This window comes from Natronincola ferrireducens, assembly GCF_900100845.1.
GTDB lineage: Bacteria > Bacillota > Clostridia > Peptostreptococcales > Natronincolaceae > Natronincola_B > Natronincola_B ferrireducens.
Map to the genome: position 1 here is coordinate 246,447 of NZ_FNFP01000001.1, position 22,031 is coordinate 268,477.

At 37.4% G+C, this 22,031-nt stretch carries 21 protein-coding genes and 1 riboswitch; of the genes, 20 read left to right on the top strand and 1 reads right to left on the bottom strand.

The genetic code is table 11. The features are described 5' to 3' along the window. Positions 1 to 37: 37 nt before the first annotated feature. From BLS22_RS01110 to BLS22_RS01155, 11 genes are all read left to right on the top strand, one after another. Positions 38 to 1,126, top strand: coding sequence for a flagellar hook-basal body protein (locus tag BLS22_RS01110; RefSeq protein WP_090549093.1), 1,089 nt, complete (start codon positions 38 to 40; stop codon positions 1,124 to 1,126). 226 nt (positions 1,127 to 1,352) lie between these two features. Then, positions 1,353 to 2,147, top strand: a complete 795-nt coding sequence (gene flgG / locus BLS22_RS01115) for a flagellar basal-body rod protein FlgG (RefSeq protein WP_090549096.1) — start codon at positions 1,353 to 1,355, stop codon at positions 2,145 to 2,147. A gap of 182 nt (positions 2,148 to 2,329) precedes the next feature. Then, positions 2,330 to 2,623, top strand: a complete 294-nt coding sequence (locus tag BLS22_RS01120) for a rod-binding protein (protein ID WP_090549099.1) — start codon at positions 2,330 to 2,332, stop codon at positions 2,621 to 2,623. Between the two features lie 240 nt (positions 2,624 to 2,863). Next, on the top strand, positions 2,864 to 3,298 hold the full coding sequence (gene fabZ / locus BLS22_RS01125) for a 3-hydroxyacyl-ACP dehydratase FabZ (RefSeq protein ID WP_090549102.1): 435 nt from the start codon (positions 2,864 to 2,866) through the stop codon (positions 3,296 to 3,298). 121 nt (positions 3,299 to 3,419) lie between these two features. Further along, the gene (locus tag BLS22_RS01130) at positions 3,420 to 5,456 is read left to right on the top strand and encodes an S-layer homology domain-containing protein (protein ID WP_090549105.1); all 2,037 of its coding nucleotides are present in this window, start codon (positions 3,420 to 3,422) and stop codon (positions 5,454 to 5,456) included. Positions 5,457 to 5,752: 296 nt separating this feature from the next. Then, complete coding sequence (locus BLS22_RS14905) at positions 5,753 to 5,914, top strand: hypothetical protein (protein WP_176761995.1); 162 nt, start codon at positions 5,753 to 5,755, stop codon at positions 5,912 to 5,914. 236 nt (positions 5,915 to 6,150) lie between these two features. Then, entirely contained in the window at positions 6,151 to 7,845 is a 1,695-nt protein-coding gene (locus BLS22_RS01135; protein ID WP_244269429.1) for a phospho-sugar mutase, read from the top strand. Between the two features lie 343 nt (positions 7,846 to 8,188). Next, the gene (locus BLS22_RS01140) at positions 8,189 to 9,928 is read left to right on the top strand and encodes a methyl-accepting chemotaxis protein (protein ID WP_090549111.1); all 1,740 of its coding nucleotides are present in this window, start codon (positions 8,189 to 8,191) and stop codon (positions 9,926 to 9,928) included. Between the two features lie 98 nt (positions 9,929 to 10,026). Beyond that, positions 10,027 to 10,707 (top strand): response regulator transcription factor, encoded by a 681-nt coding sequence (locus BLS22_RS01145; protein WP_090549114.1) that lies wholly within the window; start codon positions 10,027 to 10,029, stop codon positions 10,705 to 10,707. 5 nt (positions 10,708 to 10,712) lie between these two features. Then, entirely contained in the window at positions 10,713 to 12,122 is a 1,410-nt protein-coding gene (locus BLS22_RS01150; protein WP_090549117.1) for a sensor histidine kinase, read from the top strand. An 85-nt stretch (positions 12,123 to 12,207) separates the two neighbouring features. Further along, the gene (locus BLS22_RS01155) at positions 12,208 to 12,780 is read left to right on the top strand and encodes a GerMN domain-containing protein (RefSeq protein ID WP_090549120.1); all 573 of its coding nucleotides are present in this window, start codon (positions 12,208 to 12,210) and stop codon (positions 12,778 to 12,780) included. A gap of 29 nt (positions 12,781 to 12,809) precedes the next feature. On the opposite strand, the gene BLS22_RS14910 is transcribed toward BLS22_RS01155, so the two are convergent. Next, positions 12,810 to 12,977, bottom strand: a complete 168-nt coding sequence (locus BLS22_RS14910; protein ID WP_176761996.1) for a hypothetical protein — start codon at positions 12,975 to 12,977, stop codon at positions 12,810 to 12,812. Between the two features lie 269 nt (positions 12,978 to 13,246). Here BLS22_RS14910 and BLS22_RS01160 point away from each other — a divergent pair, with 269 nt between their 5' ends. The 9 genes from BLS22_RS01160 (at position 13,247) to BLS22_RS01200 (ending at position 21,898) form a co-directional block, all read left to right on the top strand. Further along, complete coding sequence (locus BLS22_RS01160) at positions 13,247 to 13,714, top strand: COG2426 family protein (protein ID WP_090549123.1); 468 nt, start codon at positions 13,247 to 13,249, stop codon at positions 13,712 to 13,714. A 119-nt stretch (positions 13,715 to 13,833) separates the two neighbouring features. Next, a riboswitch (SAM riboswitch) is annotated at positions 13,834 to 13,932 on the top strand. Between the two features lie 311 nt (positions 13,933 to 14,243). Further along, positions 14,244 to 15,437, top strand: coding sequence for a methionine adenosyltransferase (gene metK / locus BLS22_RS01165; RefSeq protein WP_090549126.1), 1,194 nt, complete (start codon positions 14,244 to 14,246; stop codon positions 15,435 to 15,437). 273 nt (positions 15,438 to 15,710) lie between these two features. After that, the gene (locus BLS22_RS01170; protein ID WP_090549129.1) at positions 15,711 to 16,283 is read left to right on the top strand and encodes an RNA polymerase sigma factor; all 573 of its coding nucleotides are present in this window, start codon (positions 15,711 to 15,713) and stop codon (positions 16,281 to 16,283) included. Between the two features lie 77 nt (positions 16,284 to 16,360). Continuing rightward, positions 16,361 to 16,585, top strand: coding sequence for a DUF1659 domain-containing protein (locus tag BLS22_RS01175; protein WP_090549132.1), 225 nt, complete (start codon positions 16,361 to 16,363; stop codon positions 16,583 to 16,585). 36 nt (positions 16,586 to 16,621) lie between these two features. Beyond that, positions 16,622 to 16,840: a DUF2922 domain-containing protein gene (locus BLS22_RS01180; protein ID WP_090549135.1), complete on the top strand. Its 219-nt coding sequence runs from the start codon at positions 16,622 to 16,624 to the stop codon at positions 16,838 to 16,840. Between the two features lie 50 nt (positions 16,841 to 16,890). Beyond that, positions 16,891 to 17,040 (top strand): YvrJ family protein, encoded by a 150-nt coding sequence (locus BLS22_RS01185; protein WP_090549139.1) that lies wholly within the window; start codon positions 16,891 to 16,893, stop codon positions 17,038 to 17,040. Between the two features lie 267 nt (positions 17,041 to 17,307). After that, positions 17,308 to 19,542 carry an SF1B family DNA helicase RecD2 gene (gene recD2, locus BLS22_RS01190; RefSeq protein ID WP_090549142.1) on the top strand — a complete coding sequence of 745 codons (2,235 nt, stop codon included), beginning with the start codon at positions 17,308 to 17,310 and terminating at the stop codon, positions 19,540 to 19,542. Positions 19,543 to 19,587: 45 nt separating this feature from the next. Beyond that, positions 19,588 to 21,159: a histidine kinase gene (locus BLS22_RS01195; RefSeq protein WP_090549145.1), complete on the top strand. Its 1,572-nt coding sequence runs from the start codon at positions 19,588 to 19,590 to the stop codon at positions 21,157 to 21,159. 58 nt (positions 21,160 to 21,217) lie between these two features. Next, positions 21,218 to 21,898, top strand: a complete 681-nt coding sequence (locus BLS22_RS01200; RefSeq protein ID WP_244269430.1) for a response regulator transcription factor — start codon at positions 21,218 to 21,220, stop codon at positions 21,896 to 21,898. The last annotated feature ends 133 nt before the right edge of the window (positions 21,899 to 22,031 follow it).

Below are 22,031 nucleotides of genomic sequence, written 5' to 3' on the forward strand. Positions count from 1 at the left end.
TTGTACCAATGTACTCTAATAAACGAGGTGAAAAGCCATGCTAAGGGGATTATATACAGCTGTATCAGCTATGGGAACCAGCCAAAACAAGTTAGATGTTGCATCCAATAATATCGCTAATGTCAATACCACTGGTTTTAAAAAGGATGTTGTTATAACAGAATCCTTTCCAGAGGTTTATATGAAAAAGCTTCATGGACATCTTCCAGTAGAAGCCTATAATCGAAATATTGCGGTAGATGTAGAAAGGGATGGCGAAGGCTTTCGGGTTTCTACAGGAAGCGGCTATTTTACTGCCGAGGGATCTTTAGGAAAGAGTCATAGCTCCACTACTAGCTTTGCAGTAGATGAGGAAGGTTATTTGCGAACCTATGATAGAAATATTCATGGTCAATTGGATACCTCCCAAGGCAACTATATACTGGATAACAATGGAAACAGGATATTGGTGGGGAACAACAATATTGATGTGAATCAGCAGGGACAAGTAATGGCCAATGGTGAAATAGTGGCAAATTTGCTTTCACGGCCAGGCTTTAATACGATAGGTACTATAAATAGCGGACTTCGCCTTGAAAAAATAGAAACCTACTTTAACCAAGGGACCATAGAAGAAACAGGGAATCCCTTGGACATTACCATACAAGGCAATGGTTTTTTTAGAATTAATACTCCCCAAGGGGAAATGTATACCCGAAATGGTAACTTTACACTAAATACCAACGGACAAATCGTCACAAAAGAAGGATATTTATTAATGGGAGAGTTTGGACCTATTACTTTAGGTGAGGATTTTGATAGAGGTGGCTTCAGAATTAACGAAGATGGTGCTATTATTTTAGACAATATGTTTTTAAATCAAATAGATATTGTTAATATTACCAATACCAATGTATTAAGAAAATACGGAGAAGGCTATTATCAAATAGGGGAAGGGTTGCAACCACAACTTGAACCCTTTGATGGGAAAATACTACAGGGTTTTCTAGAGGGCTCCAATGTTAACCCTATCGAAGAAATGGTCAACATGATTTCTGTACTACGACTTTATGAATCTAACCAAAAAGTGGTACAAGCCTATGATGAAATATTACAGAAGGCTGTAAATGATATCGGGAGAGTTTAAAAAGCAATGAAGAATGAAGAATGAAAAATGAATAATGAAAGTCAAAGGCAAAAGATTAAAACCTCACACTTGATTCTATAAGAATTTTTAGTTTTGGCTGATATCAATCAATGATTAAAAATCAAAGATTGCATACTAGGAAAAGGACTGAAGGTTTTAAAAGATTTTCCATTATTCATTATTCACTATTAACTATTCATTAAGATTTTAAAAGGGGGAGATTAATGTGCGTGCTTTATGGACAGCGGCTTCGGGAATGAAATCACAGCAGTTAAATCTTGATACTATTGCCAACAACCTGGCAAACGTCAATACAACAGGATATAAAAGGCAGAAGGTGGAGTTTAAGGACTTATTATATACCACCATGAAAAGATCTGATTTAAATGAAGGAATAGGGAGTCCTGTAAACCTACAGGTGGGTCATGGAGTGATGCCTATGGCAACCTCTAGAATTTTTACCAATGGGAACCTAGAGCAGACAGAAAACCCCCTAGATTTAGCTATAGAAGGGGAAGGTTTTTTTGCCGTGGAAACCCCTGCAGGGGAGATTGTATACACGAGGGATGGAAACTTTAAACTCAGTGTTGATATGGATGAGATGTGGCTGGTAACGGCAGAGGGATATATGGTATTATCAGAATTTGATGCTGAAATCGTCTTTATGGAGGGAATGAAAAACATAAACATTTCTGAAATGGGCACCATTACAGCAGAAAATGAGGATGGGGAGATTGAGGAGATTGCCACCATTAAGCTGGTTAAATTCATCAATCCTGAAGGTTTGGAAAATATAGGCAGAAATCTATATAAGGAGACAATAGCCTCTGGAGAGGCAATTTCTATGGAGGATGAAAACAGAACCAGCACTGTCCGTCAAGGCTACCTAGAAACCTCCAATGTCCAAGTAATTGATGAGATGGTTCGCATGATCACAGCCCAAAGGGCTTATGAAATTAATTCAAAGACCATTCAAACCGCCGATGATATGCTGGGAATGGCAAATAACCTAAAAAGATAGCGTAAAAAATGTAAAATCAAAAATTTAAAATGAATAATAAAAAATGCAAAATGAAAAATAAAGGTTAAAACCAACTTCTCTAGAATAATTCATTTTCTCTAGGGATGTACTTATTAATTTTGCATTTTACATTTTAAATTTTAAATTTTGCCCCGCAAGGGGCGTCGAAAGGTTGGTTCCCTATGAAAATAAATCATCCTTATATAAATATAGATAACATATCTAAACTAGAAAATATGAAAACCCCTGAAGATGATCAAAAGTTATTAGAGGTTTGCAGGGAGTTTGAGTCAATTTTCTTAAATACCATGCTTAAACAAATGCGACGAACTGTTCCTGATGGAGGACTGACGGAAAAGAGCTTTGCCCGTGATATGTATGAATCCCTACAGGACGAAGAGATGGCTAAGGAAATGGCCAGGGGGAAAGGTATCGGTCTTGCCCAAGAACTATATAAGCAGCTGTCTAAGAAATAATGAATAATGAAAAGGAATAAAGACGATGAATAAGGGCAATGAATAATGTATAATGAATAACCAATAGAACAATGAATAATGTAAAATGAATAATGTAAAATGAATAATGAATAATGAGAGTCAAGTTCATTGAAAGCAAAGATTAATAATTTTTTGCTTTTAGTTTTGTTTTTTTCATTATTCATTATTCACTATTCATTAATCATTCTGCCATAGGCAGCAAGAAAGGTGTGACTTATTATGGAACTAAATGTTATGGAAATACAAAAGAAAATACCCCATCGTTATCCCTTTTTATTGGTGGATAAAATCCTTGAGATGGAGGCAGGAAAATCTGCTGTAGGCATAAAAAATGTCACTATTAATGAACCTTTTTTCCAAGGTCATTTCCCCCAAATGCCCATCATGCCAGGAGTCCTCATTGTAGAAGCGTTGGCCCAAGTAGCAGGATTGACCTGTGTGGTGGGAGAAGAAAGTGAAGGGAAAATAGGGGTTTTTACAGGGATTGACAACTGTAAGTTTAGAAAACAGGTGGGCCCTGGAGACATTTTAAGACTAGAAGTAACCATTACCGCCTTTAGGAGAGGTATAGGCAAGGCAGAAGGAAAAGCCTATGTAGGAGAAGAATTAGCTTGTTCTGCTAACCTAACCTTTGCCATGGTGGAGCAAAAATAGTAATCCAGTTTAGTACTGGATTATTTTTTTTGCATGAACATACAAAATTTTACAATTAAGAGGATAAAATGACATCGACGGCGAATAAAAACAAATAAAAATCAAAATGGGGGGAATAGGGTTGGGAAAAAGGTTTGGTAAGAAGAACTTAAGTTTAGTGATAATTTTATTATTGTTGATAAGTAGTATAACAGGGGTACTAGAAGGAATAAATGCCCAAGGGGTCACATTACCTGTTACACAGCTATTAAATGGTAGCTTTGAGGTTTGGGATAATGATAAACCTACAGGATGGTATGGTGAAAAAAGCAATATACCAGTAAGAAATATTCAAAAGTATACAAACTCTGTAAAAAGTGGAGATTATTCAGTAAAGCTAGTGAATCCTGGTACTAGCTGGCAGAGATTTACAAACCAAAGCTACTCCATACAAGAAAAGGTAAAATATACAGTTGCATATTGGGTTAGAGGAAAAGGAGAAATAAGAAATAATTTTTACAGAGGAGGAACCTACTCAAGCTTCAACCCCTATATCACCATTGATACAGATGAATGGCAGAAGATCACGTGGGAATTCACCCATGATGAATCGGTAGAAGATGTAGAAATTATTATTTCCATCCGTAAAACCAATGAAGAAAAGGATCATATTCAAATAGATAATGTGGTGGTAACTTCAAATCAGGAAGCGCCGATAGAACAAAAGGAATTGAGGATTTATCATACACCTACCTCTACAGCTGCAGAAATAGGTCAGCAGATGGAAATACCCTTTCTAACCAGTGGAGGTAAAGGAGCTGTTACAACAGCTGTATACTATAAAAAGCAAAGGGATGATGTTTTTAAAAAAATACCTGCAATAGGGGATGCCAATACCTATAAAATAGCTATACCAGGATATGAAATAACAGAAGATTTTGTCTATTATATCGTGGCAACTGATGATACAGGAACAGTAAGACATCCCGAAGAAGGTATCCATACTCTAAGGGTTATATCTCCGCCAGAGCCACCTAAACCAATATCTGTAGCAGAGGCTATTGCCAATAATAGTGGGGAGGCTACAGTAGAAGGGTATATTATAGGAATTGTATTCAATGGTCCTATTTATCAGTTTCAAGAACCATTTTCCCTAGCTATCAATTTAGCATTAGGAGATTCACCAGATGAAAGGAATCCCCTGAAAATCTTACCTGTTGAATTACCTGCTGGCTTCCCATCATTAAGACCACTGCTTAATTTAAAGGATAATCCCAATAACTTAGGTAGAAAAGTAAGGCTTACAGGCCAGTTAGAAGCCTATTATACCGTACCAGGACTAAAGGGTATATCGGCTTATGAATGGGTAACGGAGCAAGAAGAAGATATAGAAGACGAGGAAGAAGAAGAGATAGAAGACGAGGAAGGGAAAGAAATAGAAGAAGAGGAAGGGAAAGAGATAGAAGATGAGGAAGGGAAAGAGATAGAAGATGAGGAAGGGAAAGAGATAGAAGATGAGGAAGGGAAAGATATAGAAGACGAGGAAGGGAAAGAAATAGAAGACGAGGAAGGGAAAGATATAGAAGACGAGGAAGGGAAAGAAATAGAAGATGAGGAAGAGAAAGAAATAGAAGATGAGGAAGGGAAAGAGATACTACCCCTTCATCTAACGGATATAAAAGACCATTGGGCGGCAGAATACATTGAGGAACTGGTATCCCTTGGAGTCATTAGGGGCTATACAAATGGTAGCTTTAAGCCAAATGATGATATTACTAGAGCTGAATTTGTCACGATTATAGTAAAGGCTTTTGGTCTAGAAAAGAAAGAAGATAAGCTCTTTGATGATACACAAAACCATTGGGCTAAGGAGTATATTGCTACAGCTCAAGGTCATGGGATTATAAATGGCTATAACGATAGAATCTTTGGAACCAATGACAAGATTAACCGGGAACAAATGACGACTATCCTTGTAAAAGCAAGGGATTTAGAGATGGTGTCGGGAGGTAGGACATTCAGTGATGCAGAGGAAATTTCTGAATGGGCTGCAGCTATGGTAGAAACCGCAGTAGCACATCATATTATTTCCGGCTATACCGATGGTAGTTTTAAACCAAAGAACAATACCACAAGAGCAGAGGCGGCAACTATTGTTCTAAAGGCTTTAAAGCTATAGAAATAGAAATATAGAAAGATAAAGGATGACAACTTGTCAGTGATAATAATGAAAATACAAGGAATATCATGTATAATATAGATAGTCTATAGAGACTCTAAGGGACAAACCCCTTCATACTAATAAAGTAGAAATTAGAATTAATGGACTTGATCTAACTGGAAACACTAAACCTTTGGAACCATCACTGAAGGGTCCAGCGACGGCATAAATGTATACAATAGATTTAAAATCCCTGTCCTAGAAAAAGAATAACCCCATATACTAGAATAAAATAGTTTTTAGGGGGAAAAGAAATGAAAATACAAATTTTTTCCGGCAGGAATAGAAAAGAATTAGAAGAGGAAATAAATCTCTTTATCCAAGATAAGCAAGTTGTTAGTATAGCTCAATCAGAAAGCTTTGGAGAAAGACATTGGCACATAACAATTACTGTAGTATATGAAGAGAGTTTTTAGAGGTTATAAATATTTAAAAAATTGTAAATTTAGTAAAAAATAGTATAATGGAGAGGTAGGTAGTTGTGGATTTGAAATGCAAAAGCCCTGCTACAACAGAAGAAGAAACATCCTAAAATTTAAATATAGGCTCTGTTGATGATAAATGTTAATATTTGAAAGGTATGGATCAGTCTAAAATCAACAATGAAATTTAACATAGCCTAAACACAAAAATGAAGTTAGGGGGCAGTACTGTGGATTTACATATAATAAAAAATTATGAGACCTGGCTATTTGACCCATACTTTGATGAGGAAGTAAGGAAAGAATTAAAAGAAATTATGGGACAGGAAAAGGAAATTGAAGAACGGTTTTATAAGGACTTAGAGTTTGGCACAGGGGGGCTAAGGGGTATCATCGGAGCTGGTACCAATAGAATAAATAAATATACCATCAGAAAGGCCACCCAAGGCTTGGCTAATTATATAAAAGAACAAGGCTTCGAGGCAATAGATAGAGGGGTTGCCATTGCCTATGATTCCAGACATATGTCGAAGGAATTTGCAGAGGAGACAGCATTGGTTTTAGCTGCTAATGGTATAAGGGCCTATGTTTTTGAAGATTTAAGGGCTACACCACAGCTTTCCTTTGCTGTAAGACATCTAAAGGCTACGGCGGGGATTGTCATTACCGCCAGTCATAACCCTCCTGAATACAATGGATATAAGGTGTATTGGGAGGATGGAGCCCAGATTGCAACCAAGCTGGCAGGTGGAATTACGGAGGCCATCGGATCTATCCATGACTATTACACAATTGTACCTATGGATAAAGAGGAGGCCCAAAGGGCTGGGCTATTACAATATATAGGAGAGGATATTGATAAAGCCTATATAGAAGCGGTAAAGAAACAGTCTCTAGGGGGAGAGATTGTTCAACAGGTGACTAAGGATTTTAAAATTATTTTTACTCCCCTCCATGGGACAGGCAATATTCCGGTAAGAAAAATATTGGAGGAAGTCGGCTTTGAAAATGTAAGGGTGGTTCCCCAACAGGAAATGCCCGATAGTAACTTCCCTACTGTAGCCTATCCTAATCCAGAGGAGGAGGCAGCCTTCCAACTGGCTATAGAGATGGCGAAAAGGGAAGATGCCCATCTCATTATAGGAACGGATCCCGATTGTGACAGGGTAGGTGCTGTAGTGAAGAATAGAGAAGGAGAATACGTGCTGCTGACAGGCAACCAAGTAGGAGCACTGTTGGTGGAATACATATTATCCACCCTAAAGGAAAGAGGGTCTATGCCTGAAAATCCTGCAATTATAAAAACCATTGTTACCAGTGAAATGGGGGCTATCATTGCAAAAAATTATGGTGTAAATGTATTCAATACCCTAACTGGATTTAAATATATAGGAGAAAAAATAAAGGAATTTAAGGAAACTGGCGAAAACACCTTTGTCTTTGGCTATGAGGAAAGCTATGGCTACTTGGCAGGAACCCATGCTAGAGATAAGGATGCAGTAGTGGCAAGTATGTTAATTTGTGAAATGGCGGCCTATTATTATACTAAAGGATTAACCCTTTATGAGGGATTAACAAATCTCTATGAGAAATACGGCTATTATTTAGAGGACCTAAAATCCATCACCCTAGAAGGGAAGGAAGGGATAGCAAAGATTCAAACCACCCTCCAAACCTTTAGGGATAATCCTCCCCAGCATATAGCTGGACACAAGGTGTTGGAGGTGGAGGATTATTTGAATCAAACCAAGCTGCCGAAAGAAAATGTCTTAAAGTTCCTTCTAGAGAAGAATGCATGGATTGCTTTAAGACCTTCGGGAACAGAGCCGAAATTAAAAATTTATGTTGGTGTGATGGAGGATTCTTTACATAAAAGCAAGAAGAAGATAAAGGACTTCATTGACTATATGCTACAACAACTATAGGGAGGGGGGACAAGCTCCCCTCTGTAAGTTTACTGAAGGGGGGAGAAGAATCCATCTAATCATTGTAAGACCCATCAAATATTAGGAAAAGAATACCTTTAGTTGTTTTTTCGACAAAAATCTCAATAATTAGAATAACTGGAAACTGAGTTCAGGTATGGGAGCGCCACTATTATACAAGAACATAGAACATATCTGCCCAATAATTGTATCAAAAATAATATTGCTGAACAACAAAAAAACTGATTATTGTTAAAAACAAGTCTCTTGAAGGTAATGGTATGATATTTGCAAGAAAATAACTTAATTAAACCTTTAAAGGGTTAATTTGGGAGGGGATTTTATGACAAAGGAAAAAGCCTATAGTAAGTCGAGGTCCATTAAGGTAAAAATATTATTTTTCTTTTTAATCATCTTTATTATCAGTAATGTTATAATGAGCTCTGGATTTATATACAGATATAGACAAAACCTCATTAATAGGATTTCCAATGAGTTGATGACAGTTCTAAGGGCTACAGTTGCTAATATAGATGGAGACAGGTTTGAAGAAATCGTAAAATCCCAGGATGAAACCCATCTTTACTATGGAGAGTTAAGAAACTACTTAAATGATGTAAGGGTAAATACAGGATTTAAATATCTTTATACAGAAGCTTTTTTACCTAATGGGGATTTAATCTATATAGTAGATGGGGTAGGATTTGATACAGATGAGGTTAGTTTTTTAGGTGACCCAGTAGAAGAACAGGAAATAGAAGAGAGTCTTCAGGTTTATAAAGGGGAAGAAATCATTCAGGAGATCTATGAAACAGAAATGTGGGGAGAATTAATTACTGCTAAAATTCCTATCTATAATAGCAATGGCAAAATTGTAGGGATACTGGGGGGGGATCAGGATGCTAATATTGTAAGACAGCTACTAAGGGGGATGATCTTATTTGTTGTGATTATCCTTATAGTGACATCTATTGTTGGAGGATTGATCATGGTTTTTGTCGCCCACAAATTATTACAACCCCTTTCAATCATTAAGGAAAGTACTATGGAGGCTATGGAGGGGAACTTAACGGTGGATATTCCCATAAAATCCCAAGATGAGATTGGTTTATTAGCCCATGGATTTAATGAGATGATAAGGGGGTTAAAGACAATTGTATCCCATATCCATAAAAATACTGAAAAAATTTTAGAAACTACAGAAGTGTTAAGGGAAGGGACAGAAAATTCCAGTCAATCGGCCCAGCAGGTGGCAACTGCAATTTCCAGTATAGCTGAAGGATTACAGCTGCAGATGGAGGATGTAGAGGATGTAAAGGTGAGGATCCATGATATCAACAAAGCCATAGAAAATACCTTCCAACAATCCGAGAAGACGGTAATAGATGCAAAGGATGCTTATAAAAATGCTGAGGAAGGCAATGAAGCTATAGAAAAATCTACAGAAGTCATGTATCAAATTAGCCAAAGCATGGAACTATCCCAGGAGAAAATAAAAGTCCTTCAGGAAAATATAATAAATATCCTTAGTTTTGTTGATAGGATTTCCAATATTTCAGCCCAGACAAACATGCTGGCATTAAATGCAGCTATTGAAGCTGCTCGAGCAGGAAATCAAGGAAAGGGATTTGCTGTAGTGGCTGAAGAAGTAAGGAAGCTGGCGGTTGAGTCCTCCAGTGCTGCCAATGAAATATCGGGGTCATTGGCCACCATTGATGGCAATATGAATGAAACAGTAGATTCTATCCATAAAGTAGTGGAGAAGGTAAAAACAGGTGTAGATATAACTGATTCAGTTAGAAGATATTTTGATAGGATTATGAAGTCCAATGCCGCCATAGAAAACAGTGCTAACGGCATATTTGAGTATGTGAAAGCGGTTACCACCAGTAGCAACGAAGTGGTGGAAAAAGTAGAAAGAACAGGAGCAATAGTCTCAAAATTTAGTCTTGAATCCCAAAACATAGCAGCCTCTTCTCAAGAACAAATGGCTGTAACAGAGGAAATTAACCAGGCATTAAATTCATTGGCTGAAATGAGCAGAGAATTACAAACTACGGTAGATCAATTTAAAATAAAATAAACAAAAGGATGGAGGATTTTCCTCCATCCTTTTGTTTCAAACCCGTAAAAGTTGTATAATATATAAAGAGAGCTTATATTTTATGGGGAGTGGGTTCTATGAAGGTACTAATCATTGATGATGAGAAATTGCTAGTGAAGGGATTAAAAAAAAGCCTAGAGCAGGAGGGGTTTCAGGTTTCTGCTGCCTATGATGGGGAAGAGGGATTAAAGATCTTTGAAACCAACGGTTTCGATCTGGTGATTTTAGATTTAATGCTACCTAAAATAGATGGCATCAGTGTTTGTCGTAGAATACGACAAATGGGGGATACACCAGTAATTATGCTGACCGCCAAGGACAGCGATGTTGATAAGATATTGGGTCTGGAACTGGGGGCGGACGATTACATGACCAAGCCCTTTAATACAAGAGAACTGATCGCCAGAATGCGGGCTATTCTCAGAAGAGTAGAAAAGCAGGAAAATAAAGAAAAAGAAACGGTTTATACCTCGGGGGATTTAGAGGTGAATCCTAATTATCGAGTTGTTAAAAAAACCGACAGAGAAGTGGAATTAACCCCTAAGGAGTTTGACATATTGGAGCTATTAATTCGAAACAAAGGAAGGGTTTTTTCAAGGGAGGAAATCTTCACACTGGTTTGGCAGGAGCCCTGCTTAGATACTAGGACAATTGATGTACATATAAAAAATCTCCGGGAAAAGCTAAGGGATCATGGGAAAGAATCACCCATGATTCAGACAAAATGGGGTGTAGGCTATTATTTTAGAAGGGATTGATAGAAATGTTTTCTTCTATCAAACAAAAATTGACTTTAATTTATATCATTCTCATTATTTTACCTCTGTTGGCCATCAACTATCTATCTTTACACCACATGAAGGAATCCGTCTTGGGGGAAATTGAGGTCAACACCTTAAAGACAGCCAATATTCTTTCCAATATAAGTCGCAACAATATTCAAGATCCTTTGGCTTTAAAGAAGGTCACCCAGCAGTATGGGGAAACTGTGGAGGGAAGAGTTTTGATCCTTGACAAAGCAGGGAGGGTAATGGTGGACACCTCCCATCTTTTAGAAGGGCGAACTATAAACAATCCAGAGGTTCGTAGCGCCCTTGCTATGGAGGAGGGGGTTGGGTATTATCAAAGGGATAAATATATATTGCAGGTGACGGTCCCTATCCTACAGATGGTTCAAGGAGATAGAAATCTTTTAGGGGCAGTACTGGTATCCGTCAGTGTTGATGACGCCTTTGAAGCCATCCAAGATTTTAGGCAACGTTTAACGATGGTGTCCATTGGAGCTGCAGCCATAGGGGTGATAGTAGCTATATTAGCCAGCAGAAGGATGGCAAAACCCATTGTCATACTATCTAATACAGCTAAGCGGATAGGTGAAGGACATCTAGGGGAAATGGTAAACATAAAGTCCAGAGATGAGATAGGAAGACTTGCTGAAGATTTTAATTATATGAGCAAAGAGCTCTATAGGATTGACCATGGTAGAACTCAATTTATTGGTGATGTTTCCCATGAGTTAAAGACGCCTTTAGCCTCCATGAAGGCATTGATTGATTCCCTACTCTATGGAGAAGATGATCTTGAGGTATACAAGGAGTACTTAAGGGACATGGATGGAGAAATTGATCGACTATCGGACTTAGTAAAATCCCTTCTGACCTTGACAAGAATGGAGGAACAGGGGATTAAAATGAGGATATATTCCTTAAAGGAAATCATAGAAAATGCGGTAAAAATCCTCCAACCCTTGGCAGAAAAAGGAGGGGTAGAGGTAAGCATTGCATTAGAAGGATCTCCAGAGGTTGTTTGTGATGGGGAACGGATGAAGGAGGTATTTATTAACTTAATTGACAATGCCCTAAAGTATAGGGATATGGAGAAAGAAAAATATAGGGTCAGCATTATTGGAAAAAGACAAAAAGACGACTACAAAGTTATGCTTGTGGATAATGGTATTGGTATTAAGGAGGAAGAACTAGAATCTATCTTTGAAAAATTTTATCGAACAGATACCTCCCGTTCTAGAGATACTGGTGGAGCTGGTATTGGTCTCTCCATCGTTAGTCGGGTGATACAGCTCCATGGATGGAAAATTTCTGTCGCCAGTAGAATAAAAGAAGGGACAACCGTTACTATCTTGATTCCTAAAAATTTTTTAAAGATTTCTTCATGATTTCTTTACATTTGTTAATGAGGTCTTCACAATCTAGGGGTATAATAGGAATAAGCAAACAACAAAAACAAAACTGAAGGGACAGATGAAGATGAAAAAATTAGGTTTAATACTATTAATTATTGCTATGATGGTGACATTTATAGGCTGTGATAGGAGACAAGTTGAGAATGAAACCCCTCCGGTGGAGACGGAAAATGTCGATAACGATAACGATGTGGTGGACCCTACACCCCAGGAGGAAAATGTAGAAGTGACCCTATACTATGTCAATCAAGAATATGTTATGACAGGGGATGAAAGTTTAGAATCCATTGTACCAGTTATAAAAGAAGTAACTGTAGGGGAAAAGTCCCTAGAAGCTATTATTTTAGCGGAGCTACAAAAACAACCAGAGGATGAAAATTTGACTACAACCTTAGAAAATATCAAGGTTTTAAGTGTTGATATAGCGGAGGAAATAGCCTATGTAAATCTGGCAGGAGACAAATTAAGTGGTGGTAGTCTTCAAGAAGCTTTATTACTGAATCAAATCCTATACTCCTTGACGGAGATAGAAGGGGTGGAGGCAGTACAAATTTTAGTGGATGGCAGTAAAAGAGAGACGTTGATGGGTCATATAACCATCGAAGAACCTTTAACAAGAAACGATAATTAAAATAAATAAGGGGAGAAATTTTTCTCCCCTTAACTTGATTCATCCTCCAGCATCAGTCGATGGTACTGTACGATCAATTCATCTATTTCTATATTTAACGCAAAAATTTTATCGTAATCTTCGTTTTCTTCTAAATAACGTCTTAATTTATTTTTTTGGTTAGCGATCTCTATACTTAACTCTTCTAATTTCCCCATAATTCAATCCCCTTTCTAAACAACTAGATAACTAGAAGATGCTATTTTTATTTTTACATAAATCATATAAAATATTATAATGCAAAAGGTTAAAAAACCTATATTGCAAAATATACTTGTACAAATTATACCACAACTTCCAATGGCCAAACATTAAATTTACGTTACAAAGGGGTAATGGATAAACATAATACCAAAGGCTTACTGGGATATAGGGACTTAGTTCTATCGCCATTGTTTTCACTATATAATAAATAGAGGTGAAGGGAATGGAAAGAATGCTGGAACTAATTACCCATGAATTGATGGTGCTGTTAATTGCTGCAATGCCCCTAATTGAAGTAAGGGGTGCTATACCTATAGGGGTTTCCCTTGGCATGCATCCTGCCCATGCAACAGTTTTAGGGATTGTAGGAAGCTTAATCCCTGTTCCTCTTTTGCTTCTATTTATAAAGCCTTTTATTTTCTATTTCAGAAATATGAGGATTTTTAGCAAAGTCATTGATAGAGCTGTAAAAAAGATATTGAAAAAAAGTAAAAATATTGAAAAATACAGTGTGGTAGGATTAGTTTTATTTGTGGCTGTTCCTTTGCCTACAACAGGAATATGGAGTGGGTGTCTAGCAGCTATCCTATTTAATATCCCCTTTAAACAAGCTTTTCCAGCAATTGCTCTAGGTGCTGTAATTGCTGGAAGTATTATGTTTGTTTTAAGCTATGTAATTGTTACAATTTAGTTTAAAAGGAACCCTAATTTATTCATGAAGAAAAATTTTCCTACTTTAAAATATTCATTGACAGAGAAGAGACAGGGTGATATGATATTGCATGATAAAAACTTAATAAAAATCTTGATACCTTATCAAGAGTGGTGGAGGGAAGGGCCCGATGAAATCCGGCAACCATAAGTAGTATGGTGCTAAATCCCACAGAATATAATTCTGGAAGATGAGGAAACGAAATTGGTGTATTATGCCTCTTCTTTTTGAGAAGAGGTTTTTTATTATGGATAATTTTCGCTAAAAAAATAAAACTAATAGAAATCCTTTAAAATGTTTATAAGGAAATGATGACCTTCTCCTATTCATTCTACCCTTATCATTTCCTATATATATATAAATTTTACTTACAACAAAATCTTCCTACAGAAGCTTCAAGGTTGAGTTTGTTGAACCCAATAACGGAAATTATAACTTATTTACATTGTATATAGCTTATAATTTCCTATTGATTATAAAAATAAGGAAATAAGGAGGAAACAGTATTATGGCAAGAAGATTATTTACTTCAGAATCTGTAACAGAAGGACATCCAGATAAAATTTGTGATCAAATATCTGATGCTATTTTAGATGCCATTTTTGAAAAAGATCCAAATGCAAGGGTAGCTTGTGAAACCTCTGTAACAACTGGTCTTGTCTTGGTAGCAGGGGAAATTACAACCAATTGCTATGTAGATATTCCAAAGGTTGTTAGAAAAACAGTGGAGGAAATTGGTTACACAAGAGCAAAATATGGATTTGACTGCGATACCTGTGCTGTATTAACAGCCATTGATGAGCAATCTTCCGACATTGCTATGGGGGTAAATGAAGCCCTTGAAAGCAAAAAAGGTGAAATGCAGGATGAATTAGAAGCTATTGGGGCTGGAGACCAAGGTATTATGTTTGGTTTTGCCTGCAATGAAACCCCTGAGCTAATGCCTCTACCGATTGCCCTATCCCATAAGCTGGCCAGAAGATTAGCAGAGGTAAGAAAAAATGGTACATTATCCTATCTTCGCCCCGATGGAAAAACCCAGGTGACCGTTGAGTACGATGGAGACAAGCCTGTGAGAATAGACGCTATTGTTATTTCTACACAACATAGCCCAAAGGTAGATAGAGATACAATTGAAAATGATTTAATTGAGTATGTCATTCAAAAGATTGTACCAACAGAGCTATTGGATGAAAATACTAAGTACTACATTAACCCAACCGGTAGATTTGTTATTGGTGGACCCCAAGGGGATGCTGGATTAACAGGAAGAAAAATCATTGTAGATACCTATGGGGGTTATGCTCGCCATGGTGGTGGAGCCTTCTCTGGAAAAGATCCAACGAAGGTAGACCGTTCTGCTGCCTACGCTGCTAGATATGTAGCCAAGAATATTGTAGCTGCAGGTTTGGCTGATAAATGTGAGCTGGAGTTGGCCTATGCCATTGGTGTGGCTCAACCAGTATCCATTATGGTGGAAACCTTTGGTACAAGTAAGGTAGAGGAGGACAAGCTGGTACAGCTGATAAGAAAGCATTTTGACTTAAGACCAGCAGCCATCATTAGAGATTTAGATCTAAGACGTCCTATCTATAGACAAATAGCGGCCTATGGTCATTTTGGAAGAACAGACGTAGATGTTCCTTGGGAACGAACCGATAAGGCTGAAGCATTAAAAAATGATGAAATTATAAGAGGATAGTAGAAAAAAGAACTGACCCCCCAAATAGGTCAGTTCTTTTTTTATAGCCAATAGAAACTTAGAAATTTTATAATTTTAGGAACTAGCTTTATTCCCTCCCCTAACCATATAGGCTAAAGGATATGGGTTAAAAATCCACCTTCATTTCAAGGGAATTTACCCTTTTCCTCCCCCTACAATCCCATGATTCTTAAATTCCCCTTTACTATAGAAGTCTATACAATAAAGTCACCGGTAATAAAGGAAGATGCATCTTTTAAAGGATGTTAAAAAATGAATCGTTTATTTGAAGAATTGGTGAAAAAGGCCCTAAAGGGGGAGAAGGAGGCGATAGAACAGCTATTGCTACAGCTAAGGCCCTTAATCATTGCCTATAGCAAAAGATATGGAGGAAGGGAGGGTATGGATGAAGATGCCTACCAAGAGGGTCTTCTGGAAATTTTAGAAGGACTGCAGGATTTTGATTCTGCTAAAAATGTACCCTTTTTAGCCTATATTACCATAAGGGTACGATACTACTATTTAAATAAGAGGAGAAAAGTCAAAAGCCACTTTTCCCTAGAGGCAGATATAGGAGATAGTGAAGGAATTTCATTAATAGATTTACTAGAGGATACAACTGCTAAGGTGGAGGAGACTTATATGGAGATGGAGGAAAGCCAAAGGTTAAAGGAGGCTATCCATCGACTAACCTCTTGTCAAAGGGATATTATTTTACAATATTATTTCCACAGAAAAACCCTCAAGGAAATTGCTGCTATAAAGGGTATTCACCCTATTTCAGTAGCTAAGACAAAGGCCACTGGTCTAAAAAAATTGAAAAAATTATTGAAAGAATGGTACTAACCTTTTCCTTCCCAAAACATTTAATGGATGTAGGCTGCAGCTACAAAACTTAATGATAAAAGAAGGGGGGTGACGAAATGCCAGTAAAAGCAATGGGAGCAACCTCAAGAATAAGATTACAGTTCATTGATAGTGTAGATCAAGAGGGTAAAGAAAAGCTTACCTCCAGAAGCTACAGCAATGTAAATCCAGATGCTGTTGACACCCAGGTGTACAACGTATCAACGGAATTAGCTCTTCTACAGGAAAAGCCAGTCAAGGCCATAATGAGAATTGATGAGAAGGAGCTAATCGAGGAGTAAAGGAAGAAAAAATTTTTATAAAGGAGGTGAAGCTTCGTGAAAAAGGTATTGGAAATGACCTTTAAGAAGGAAGATGACAAACTGACTAAGGTGATGATTGTCAACGCCCGAGGAGATTTAACACCAGCTGAGGTGAAGGCAGCTATGCTGAACATCATCAATGAAAGTGTTTTTAGCATAGGAGGGGCAGGGTTATCAGACATCCACAGTGCAAAGGTGATTACAACCCAAGAGGAAGAATTCGATTTAGCATAAACTAAGGGGAGAGAAGTCTCCCCTTAATTCATAATAAGGTGGTGAAGAAGGTGAATGAAGTGTTGAATCAGGTTGCTAACCTAGGCTTCCCCATTGTAGTATCCATCTATCTATTAATACGGATTGAAGGAAAATTAGAGGGCCTTACCCTTAGCATCCATGAACTGGCAAAATCCATTCAAGTTCTATCGGCAAAATAAAATAAAACATCATGACAAAACCTCCTGAAAATCCAGGAGGTTTTGTCATGATATAAAGAAAAAGGAGGAATTATAAGGAGTATAAATATCCAAACCCCCATTTCCCAACATTTTTGTCAGAATTGTATATTTATTAATGGCAGGGTTTTTTCCTTATGCTATAATAAAAGTAATGGATTTTTGTGTAAAACTATTTAACATATATGAAGCAGATAGAGGAACTATGACATAAAAAACCTAACCTTAATGGAGTAGGAGGATAAAGAAGTGCTGGAAATTCAGGGTAGGCTTATAGAAATAATTTTTCAGAACCAAGCCAATGGCTATACGGTTGCTGTTTTAGAAACACCAGAGGAGGAAGTGACCCTAGTAGGATATCTTCCGGCCCTGAAGGAGGGAGATCATCTGCTGGTGAAGGGTGACTGGAGGGTACATCCCGTTTATGGACAGCAGTTGGAGGTGGGGGAATATCGTCCAATCATGCCCTCTACAGAGGAGGGCATGATCAATTACCTTTCCTCTGGAATTATTACGGGAATTCGTAAAAAGATGGCGAAAAAAATTGTAGAATTTTTCGGGAAGGAAGCATTGGAAATTATAGAATTTCAACCCCATAGATTGACGGAGGTTCCAGGGATTGGCGAAGCTAAAGCCAGTGTCATTGCTGAGGCCTTTCAGGATCAAAGGGAGCTAAGGGAAATAATTCTCTTTCTTTCCCAATATGGTATATCCCCCAGCTATGCAGTGAAAATCTATAAAAGCTATGGGGAAACCACCATTGCCACCATCCAAGAAAACCCTTATCGATTGGCAGAGGATATCGTGGGGATAGGTTTTATTACCGCTGACCGTATTGCAAAATCTATGGGGATTGCTCCTAATTCTAGATATCGGATCTATGCAGGTACAAGATATATACTAAATACCTTTCATATAGAGGGACACACCTATGCACCAAAGGATATATTATTGGAAAGAACTGCCGAACTACTGAAGGTAGATATAGGTATGGTGGAGGAGGCAGTGCAAAACCTAGCCTTAGACCAAAAAATACAGCTGGAGAATCGTGGAGGGGAAATGATTATCTACTCCCTCCCCTATTATTATGCAGAAACCAATGTATGCAACAAGCTAATTGAACTAACTAGAGTAAAGCTAGATCCTTTAGATATTCATATCGAAGAAGCGTTGCAGCAGATACAGGAGGAGGAGGGGATTTGGCTGGCCAACAACCAAAAAGAAGCCATCAAACAGGCTCTGGAAAATGGCATACTGGTCATTACTGGAGGACCAGGAACAGGAAAAACCACCACCATCAATACCCTCATTAAAATTTTAGAAAAGCTGGAAATGAAAATTACCCTAGGGGCCCCCACAGGAAGGGCCTCTAAAAGGATGACGGAGGCCACCGGCAAAGAGGCAAAAACCATCCACCGACTGCTGGAGTTGGGATTTGCTGAGGATGAAGATGTCATGATGTTTCAAAGGAATGAAGACAACCCTCTGGACAGCAATGTCATCATTATTGATGAGGTTTCCATGGTGGACATCCTTCTCATGAACAGTCTGATGAAGGCAGTTGCCTTAGGAACGCGATTGATTTTAGTAGGGGATGTGGATCAGCTACCTTCGGTGGGGGCAGGGAATGTATTAAAGGATATTATCGACAGTAGGATTGTAAAGGTAGTAAGGCTAAATGAAATCTTTCGCCAGGCGGAGGAAAGTATGATTATCGTCAATGCCCATAAAATCAATCAAGGTAAATATCCTATCCTCAATGCAAAGGACAAGGACTTCTATTTTATTACAAAGCATCAAAAAGAAAACATTGCAAAAACCGTTATACAGCTGGTGAAGGAACGATTACCAAATCATTATCAGTATGATCCTATAAAGGACATACAGGTGTTGACCCCTATGAAAAAAGGGGAAACCGGCACAATCAACTTAAATAAAGAGCTACAACAGGCCCTAAATCCTTCAGCCCCTTGGAAGAAGGAAAAGGAAATGAAGGAAAAACTCCTCCGTTCAGGGGATAAGGTGATGCAGATAAAAAACAATTATACCTTAAAATGGGAGAGCCTCGATCCCGATGCAGAGGAGGAAAAGGGAGAAGGGGTATTCAATGGAGACATTGGTTATATCCAAGCTGTGGATCAAGAGGATCAAGAACTTACTGTTCTCTTTGATGACTATCGCCTAGTGACCTATAGCTTTGCCCAGCTGGAGGAGCTGGAGCTGGCCTACTGTGTCACTATCCATAAAAGTCAAGGCTCGGAGTTTCCAGTGGTGGTAATGCCTATTACCTGGGGACCCCCTATGCTCTTGACAAGAAATCTTCTCTACACCGCCATAACCCGTGCCAAAAATCTGGTGGTGCTGGTGGGGTCAGAAAACTATTTAAAAATGATGGTGAACAACAACAAAATTATTGAAAGATACTCGGGTTTAGGCTATCGACTAAATAAATTTTATGAGTTTCATCTTCAGTCTAGGGAATGATGAGGGTTTAAAATAATTAGATAAATACAATCAGGAGTGATACCTTTGGATGAAAAAAATATCCAAATATTTGATTGGGGGGAAATTCAATGGATATACGAACCAGAGTCCATGAATTCCTCAAATATGATGTATATTGGCGTGGCAACTATTCTCCCAGGGGAGAGACAAGCTAAACACATTCATTATGGAAATGAACAGTTTTTATATGTCCTATCTGGAGAGGGTGAGCAGCTGTTAGACAACAAGGTCACTAACATAAAGCCGGGAGCATTTTTTCATATAGAAGCAGGATCTGTCCATGAAACCATCAATATTGGCAATGAACCTATGAAACAGCTGATTATATCAATCCCAGCGTCGCCAGAGAACAATACTTTTGTAGAAACTAGGATTAAAAAGTTGGTTAATATTAGAGGTAAACAGGAGTCAACAATTAAAATTAATGATGAGATAAAAAAGTTATATGATGAAGCCGTTGGTATCCTCGATATTCCCATCAGTATTTTTAATAAAAAAGGCGATGCTGTTATTGTAGGCAAAGAGTTCCCGGATTTTTGTGTAAAAATGTGTGGTGTAAATACCAATATTAAAAATTGTTGTTTATATGAAATGAAGGAAGAGTGGGGACCAAGGCAATATAAAGAGCTGTCAGCTAATGTTTGTTCCTATGGGATAACTGTTTTTTATCTCCCTATACTTTGCAATGACGAAGCTATCGGTATAATCCTAGGTGGGCATATAAGGACCTCTAAGGAGGAATTAAGCAGCATTTATAAAAATAGCAAAAAGGATACAATCCAGGACCCTTCTTATCAAGTCATTCAAGTGGTGCCCAAGGGAACAATGATTGCTATATTACAGCAGATGAAAAAGCTAAGCAAAAACATTGCTTATTATTATATATTTAAAAAGGCTGAGATGGAATTAAATAAAAAAGAAGAAATCATTCAAGATATTATTAAAAACGAACTTATGCTGGAACAATCTTTAAAATCTACTGAAGGAAAGATTTTAAATATGCAAATTAACAATCATTTTCTTTTCAATACCCTCAATGCCATCGCAGGAATGGCGGTAAAGGAGGATGCCTTTAAAACCTACGAATCTATTATACATCTTGCTCAAATGTTTCGATACACACTTAAGACGGAGAATGATTTTGTAAAACTGAAGGAGGAAATAGAACAGCTACACATCTTTCTACAGCTACAAAAATTGAGGCATGGTGATAAATTAAGGATAGATTTTGAGATTTCAAAGGAAGTAGATAAGGTTTATGTTCCATTTAACTGCCTACAACCAATTGTTGAAAATACTTTTATCCATGGATTTCGTTGTAAAAAGGATAAAATGCATATTCGTATCCTAGTAAAAGGCGGTGAAGATAGGATAGGGATAGAAATCCGAGATAATGGTTGTGGAATAGAGGATAAAAATATAGAGGAGCTGAATAGAAGGCTAAGTAGGGAAAACAAAGAAAAAACCCTTAGTGGATTAGGGATGATCTATTCCAAATTTCAACTGTTATATCAAGATAATTTTACATTTGAAATCCAAAGCCCATGCAATAAAGGAACTACTGTGAAGATTATTCTGCCAACCAAGTGGGCTTAAAAAGTTCCAAAATGATAGGATTTTCGTAGGGGGGATTATTATCAAAACTGCACTTATTGTGGACGATGAAGAACTATCCCGTGAACTATTAAGGTATTTGATCAATAAGTATAGATTCCCTATTAAGGTAATAGGACAGGCTGCTGCAGGTGATGAGGCTGTAGGACTGATTTTTGATTTGAAACCAGATATTGTTTTTTTAGACATTGAAATGCCAGGCTACAATGGTATACAAGTAATGGAAAGGATCAATAGAGATTATATAGGAGCCATCAAGTTTATCGTCATCACAGCCTATAATTACTTTGAATATGCTCAGGCTGCTTTGAGATTAGGGGCTAAGGACATTCTATTAAAACCCATTGAGCCAAAGCAATTTAAGGAAACGATAGAACGGGTTTTACATTATAATTATACAGACAACCAATTTTTTAACGAAATATTGGCCTATATCAATAACAATTATTATAAAACCATTCAGTTAAAGGAAACTGCAAAAAGGTTTCATACCAGCCCCAATTATATCACTAGAATGTTTAAAAAATACTTTGGTGTTAGCTTTATCGTTTACTTAAATAGAATAAAAATAGAAAAGGCAAAAGAGCTTTTAACCGACACACAGTTATCTATAAAAGAAATTGCTAACACAGTTGGCTACAACAATCTCAATTATTTCTATAAAAACTTTAAGATGATTACAGGGATTACACCTAAAGGATTTAAGAAAAATGAAGGTTAACTTCTGTTATACTAAAGAAACATCATGTGGACCGTAGGAGTTTAGCACGTTAAATCCTAGGGTCTTTTTCTTATTTTATGAAGGATTTGAAATAAATAAAGTTAAATCTGTTCAATAAATAGTCAATATAGTT

Excerpts from the sequence above, each read along its gene's own strand:
- BLS22_RS01175 (WP_090549132.1), top strand. The coding sequence starts at position 16,361 with ATGCCAGTAAAAGCAATGGGAGCAACCTCAAGAATAAGATTACAGTTC.
- BLS22_RS01150 (WP_090549117.1), top strand. The coding sequence starts at position 10,713 with ATGTTTTCTTCTATCAAACAAAAATTGACTTTAATTTATATCATTCTC.
- metK (WP_090549126.1), top strand. The coding sequence starts at position 14,244 with ATGGCAAGAAGATTATTTACTTCAGAATCTGTAACAGAAGGACATCCA.
- BLS22_RS14910 (WP_176761996.1), bottom strand. The coding sequence starts at position 12,977 with ATGGGGAAATTAGAAGAGTTAAGTATAGAGATCGCTAACCAAAAAAAT.
- BLS22_RS01170 (WP_090549129.1), top strand. The coding sequence starts at position 15,711 with ATGAATCGTTTATTTGAAGAATTGGTGAAAAAGGCCCTAAAGGGGGAG.
- fabZ (WP_090549102.1), top strand. The coding sequence starts at position 2,864 with ATGGAACTAAATGTTATGGAAATACAAAAGAAAATACCCCATCGTTAT.
- BLS22_RS01145 (WP_090549114.1), top strand. The coding sequence starts at position 10,027 with ATGAAGGTACTAATCATTGATGATGAGAAATTGCTAGTGAAGGGATTA.
- BLS22_RS01120 (WP_090549099.1), top strand. The coding sequence starts at position 2,330 with ATGAAAATAAATCATCCTTATATAAATATAGATAACATATCTAAACTA.
- BLS22_RS01110 (WP_090549093.1), top strand. The coding sequence starts at position 38 with ATGCTAAGGGGATTATATACAGCTGTATCAGCTATGGGAACCAGCCAA.
- BLS22_RS01140 (WP_090549111.1), top strand. The coding sequence starts at position 8,189 with ATGACAAAGGAAAAAGCCTATAGTAAGTCGAGGTCCATTAAGGTAAAA.
- BLS22_RS01155 (WP_090549120.1), top strand. The coding sequence starts at position 12,208 with ATGAAGATGAAAAAATTAGGTTTAATACTATTAATTATTGCTATGATG.
- BLS22_RS01160 (WP_090549123.1), top strand. The coding sequence starts at position 13,247 with ATGGAAAGAATGCTGGAACTAATTACCCATGAATTGATGGTGCTGTTA.
- BLS22_RS14905 (WP_176761995.1), top strand. The coding sequence starts at position 5,753 with ATGAAAATACAAATTTTTTCCGGCAGGAATAGAAAAGAATTAGAAGAG.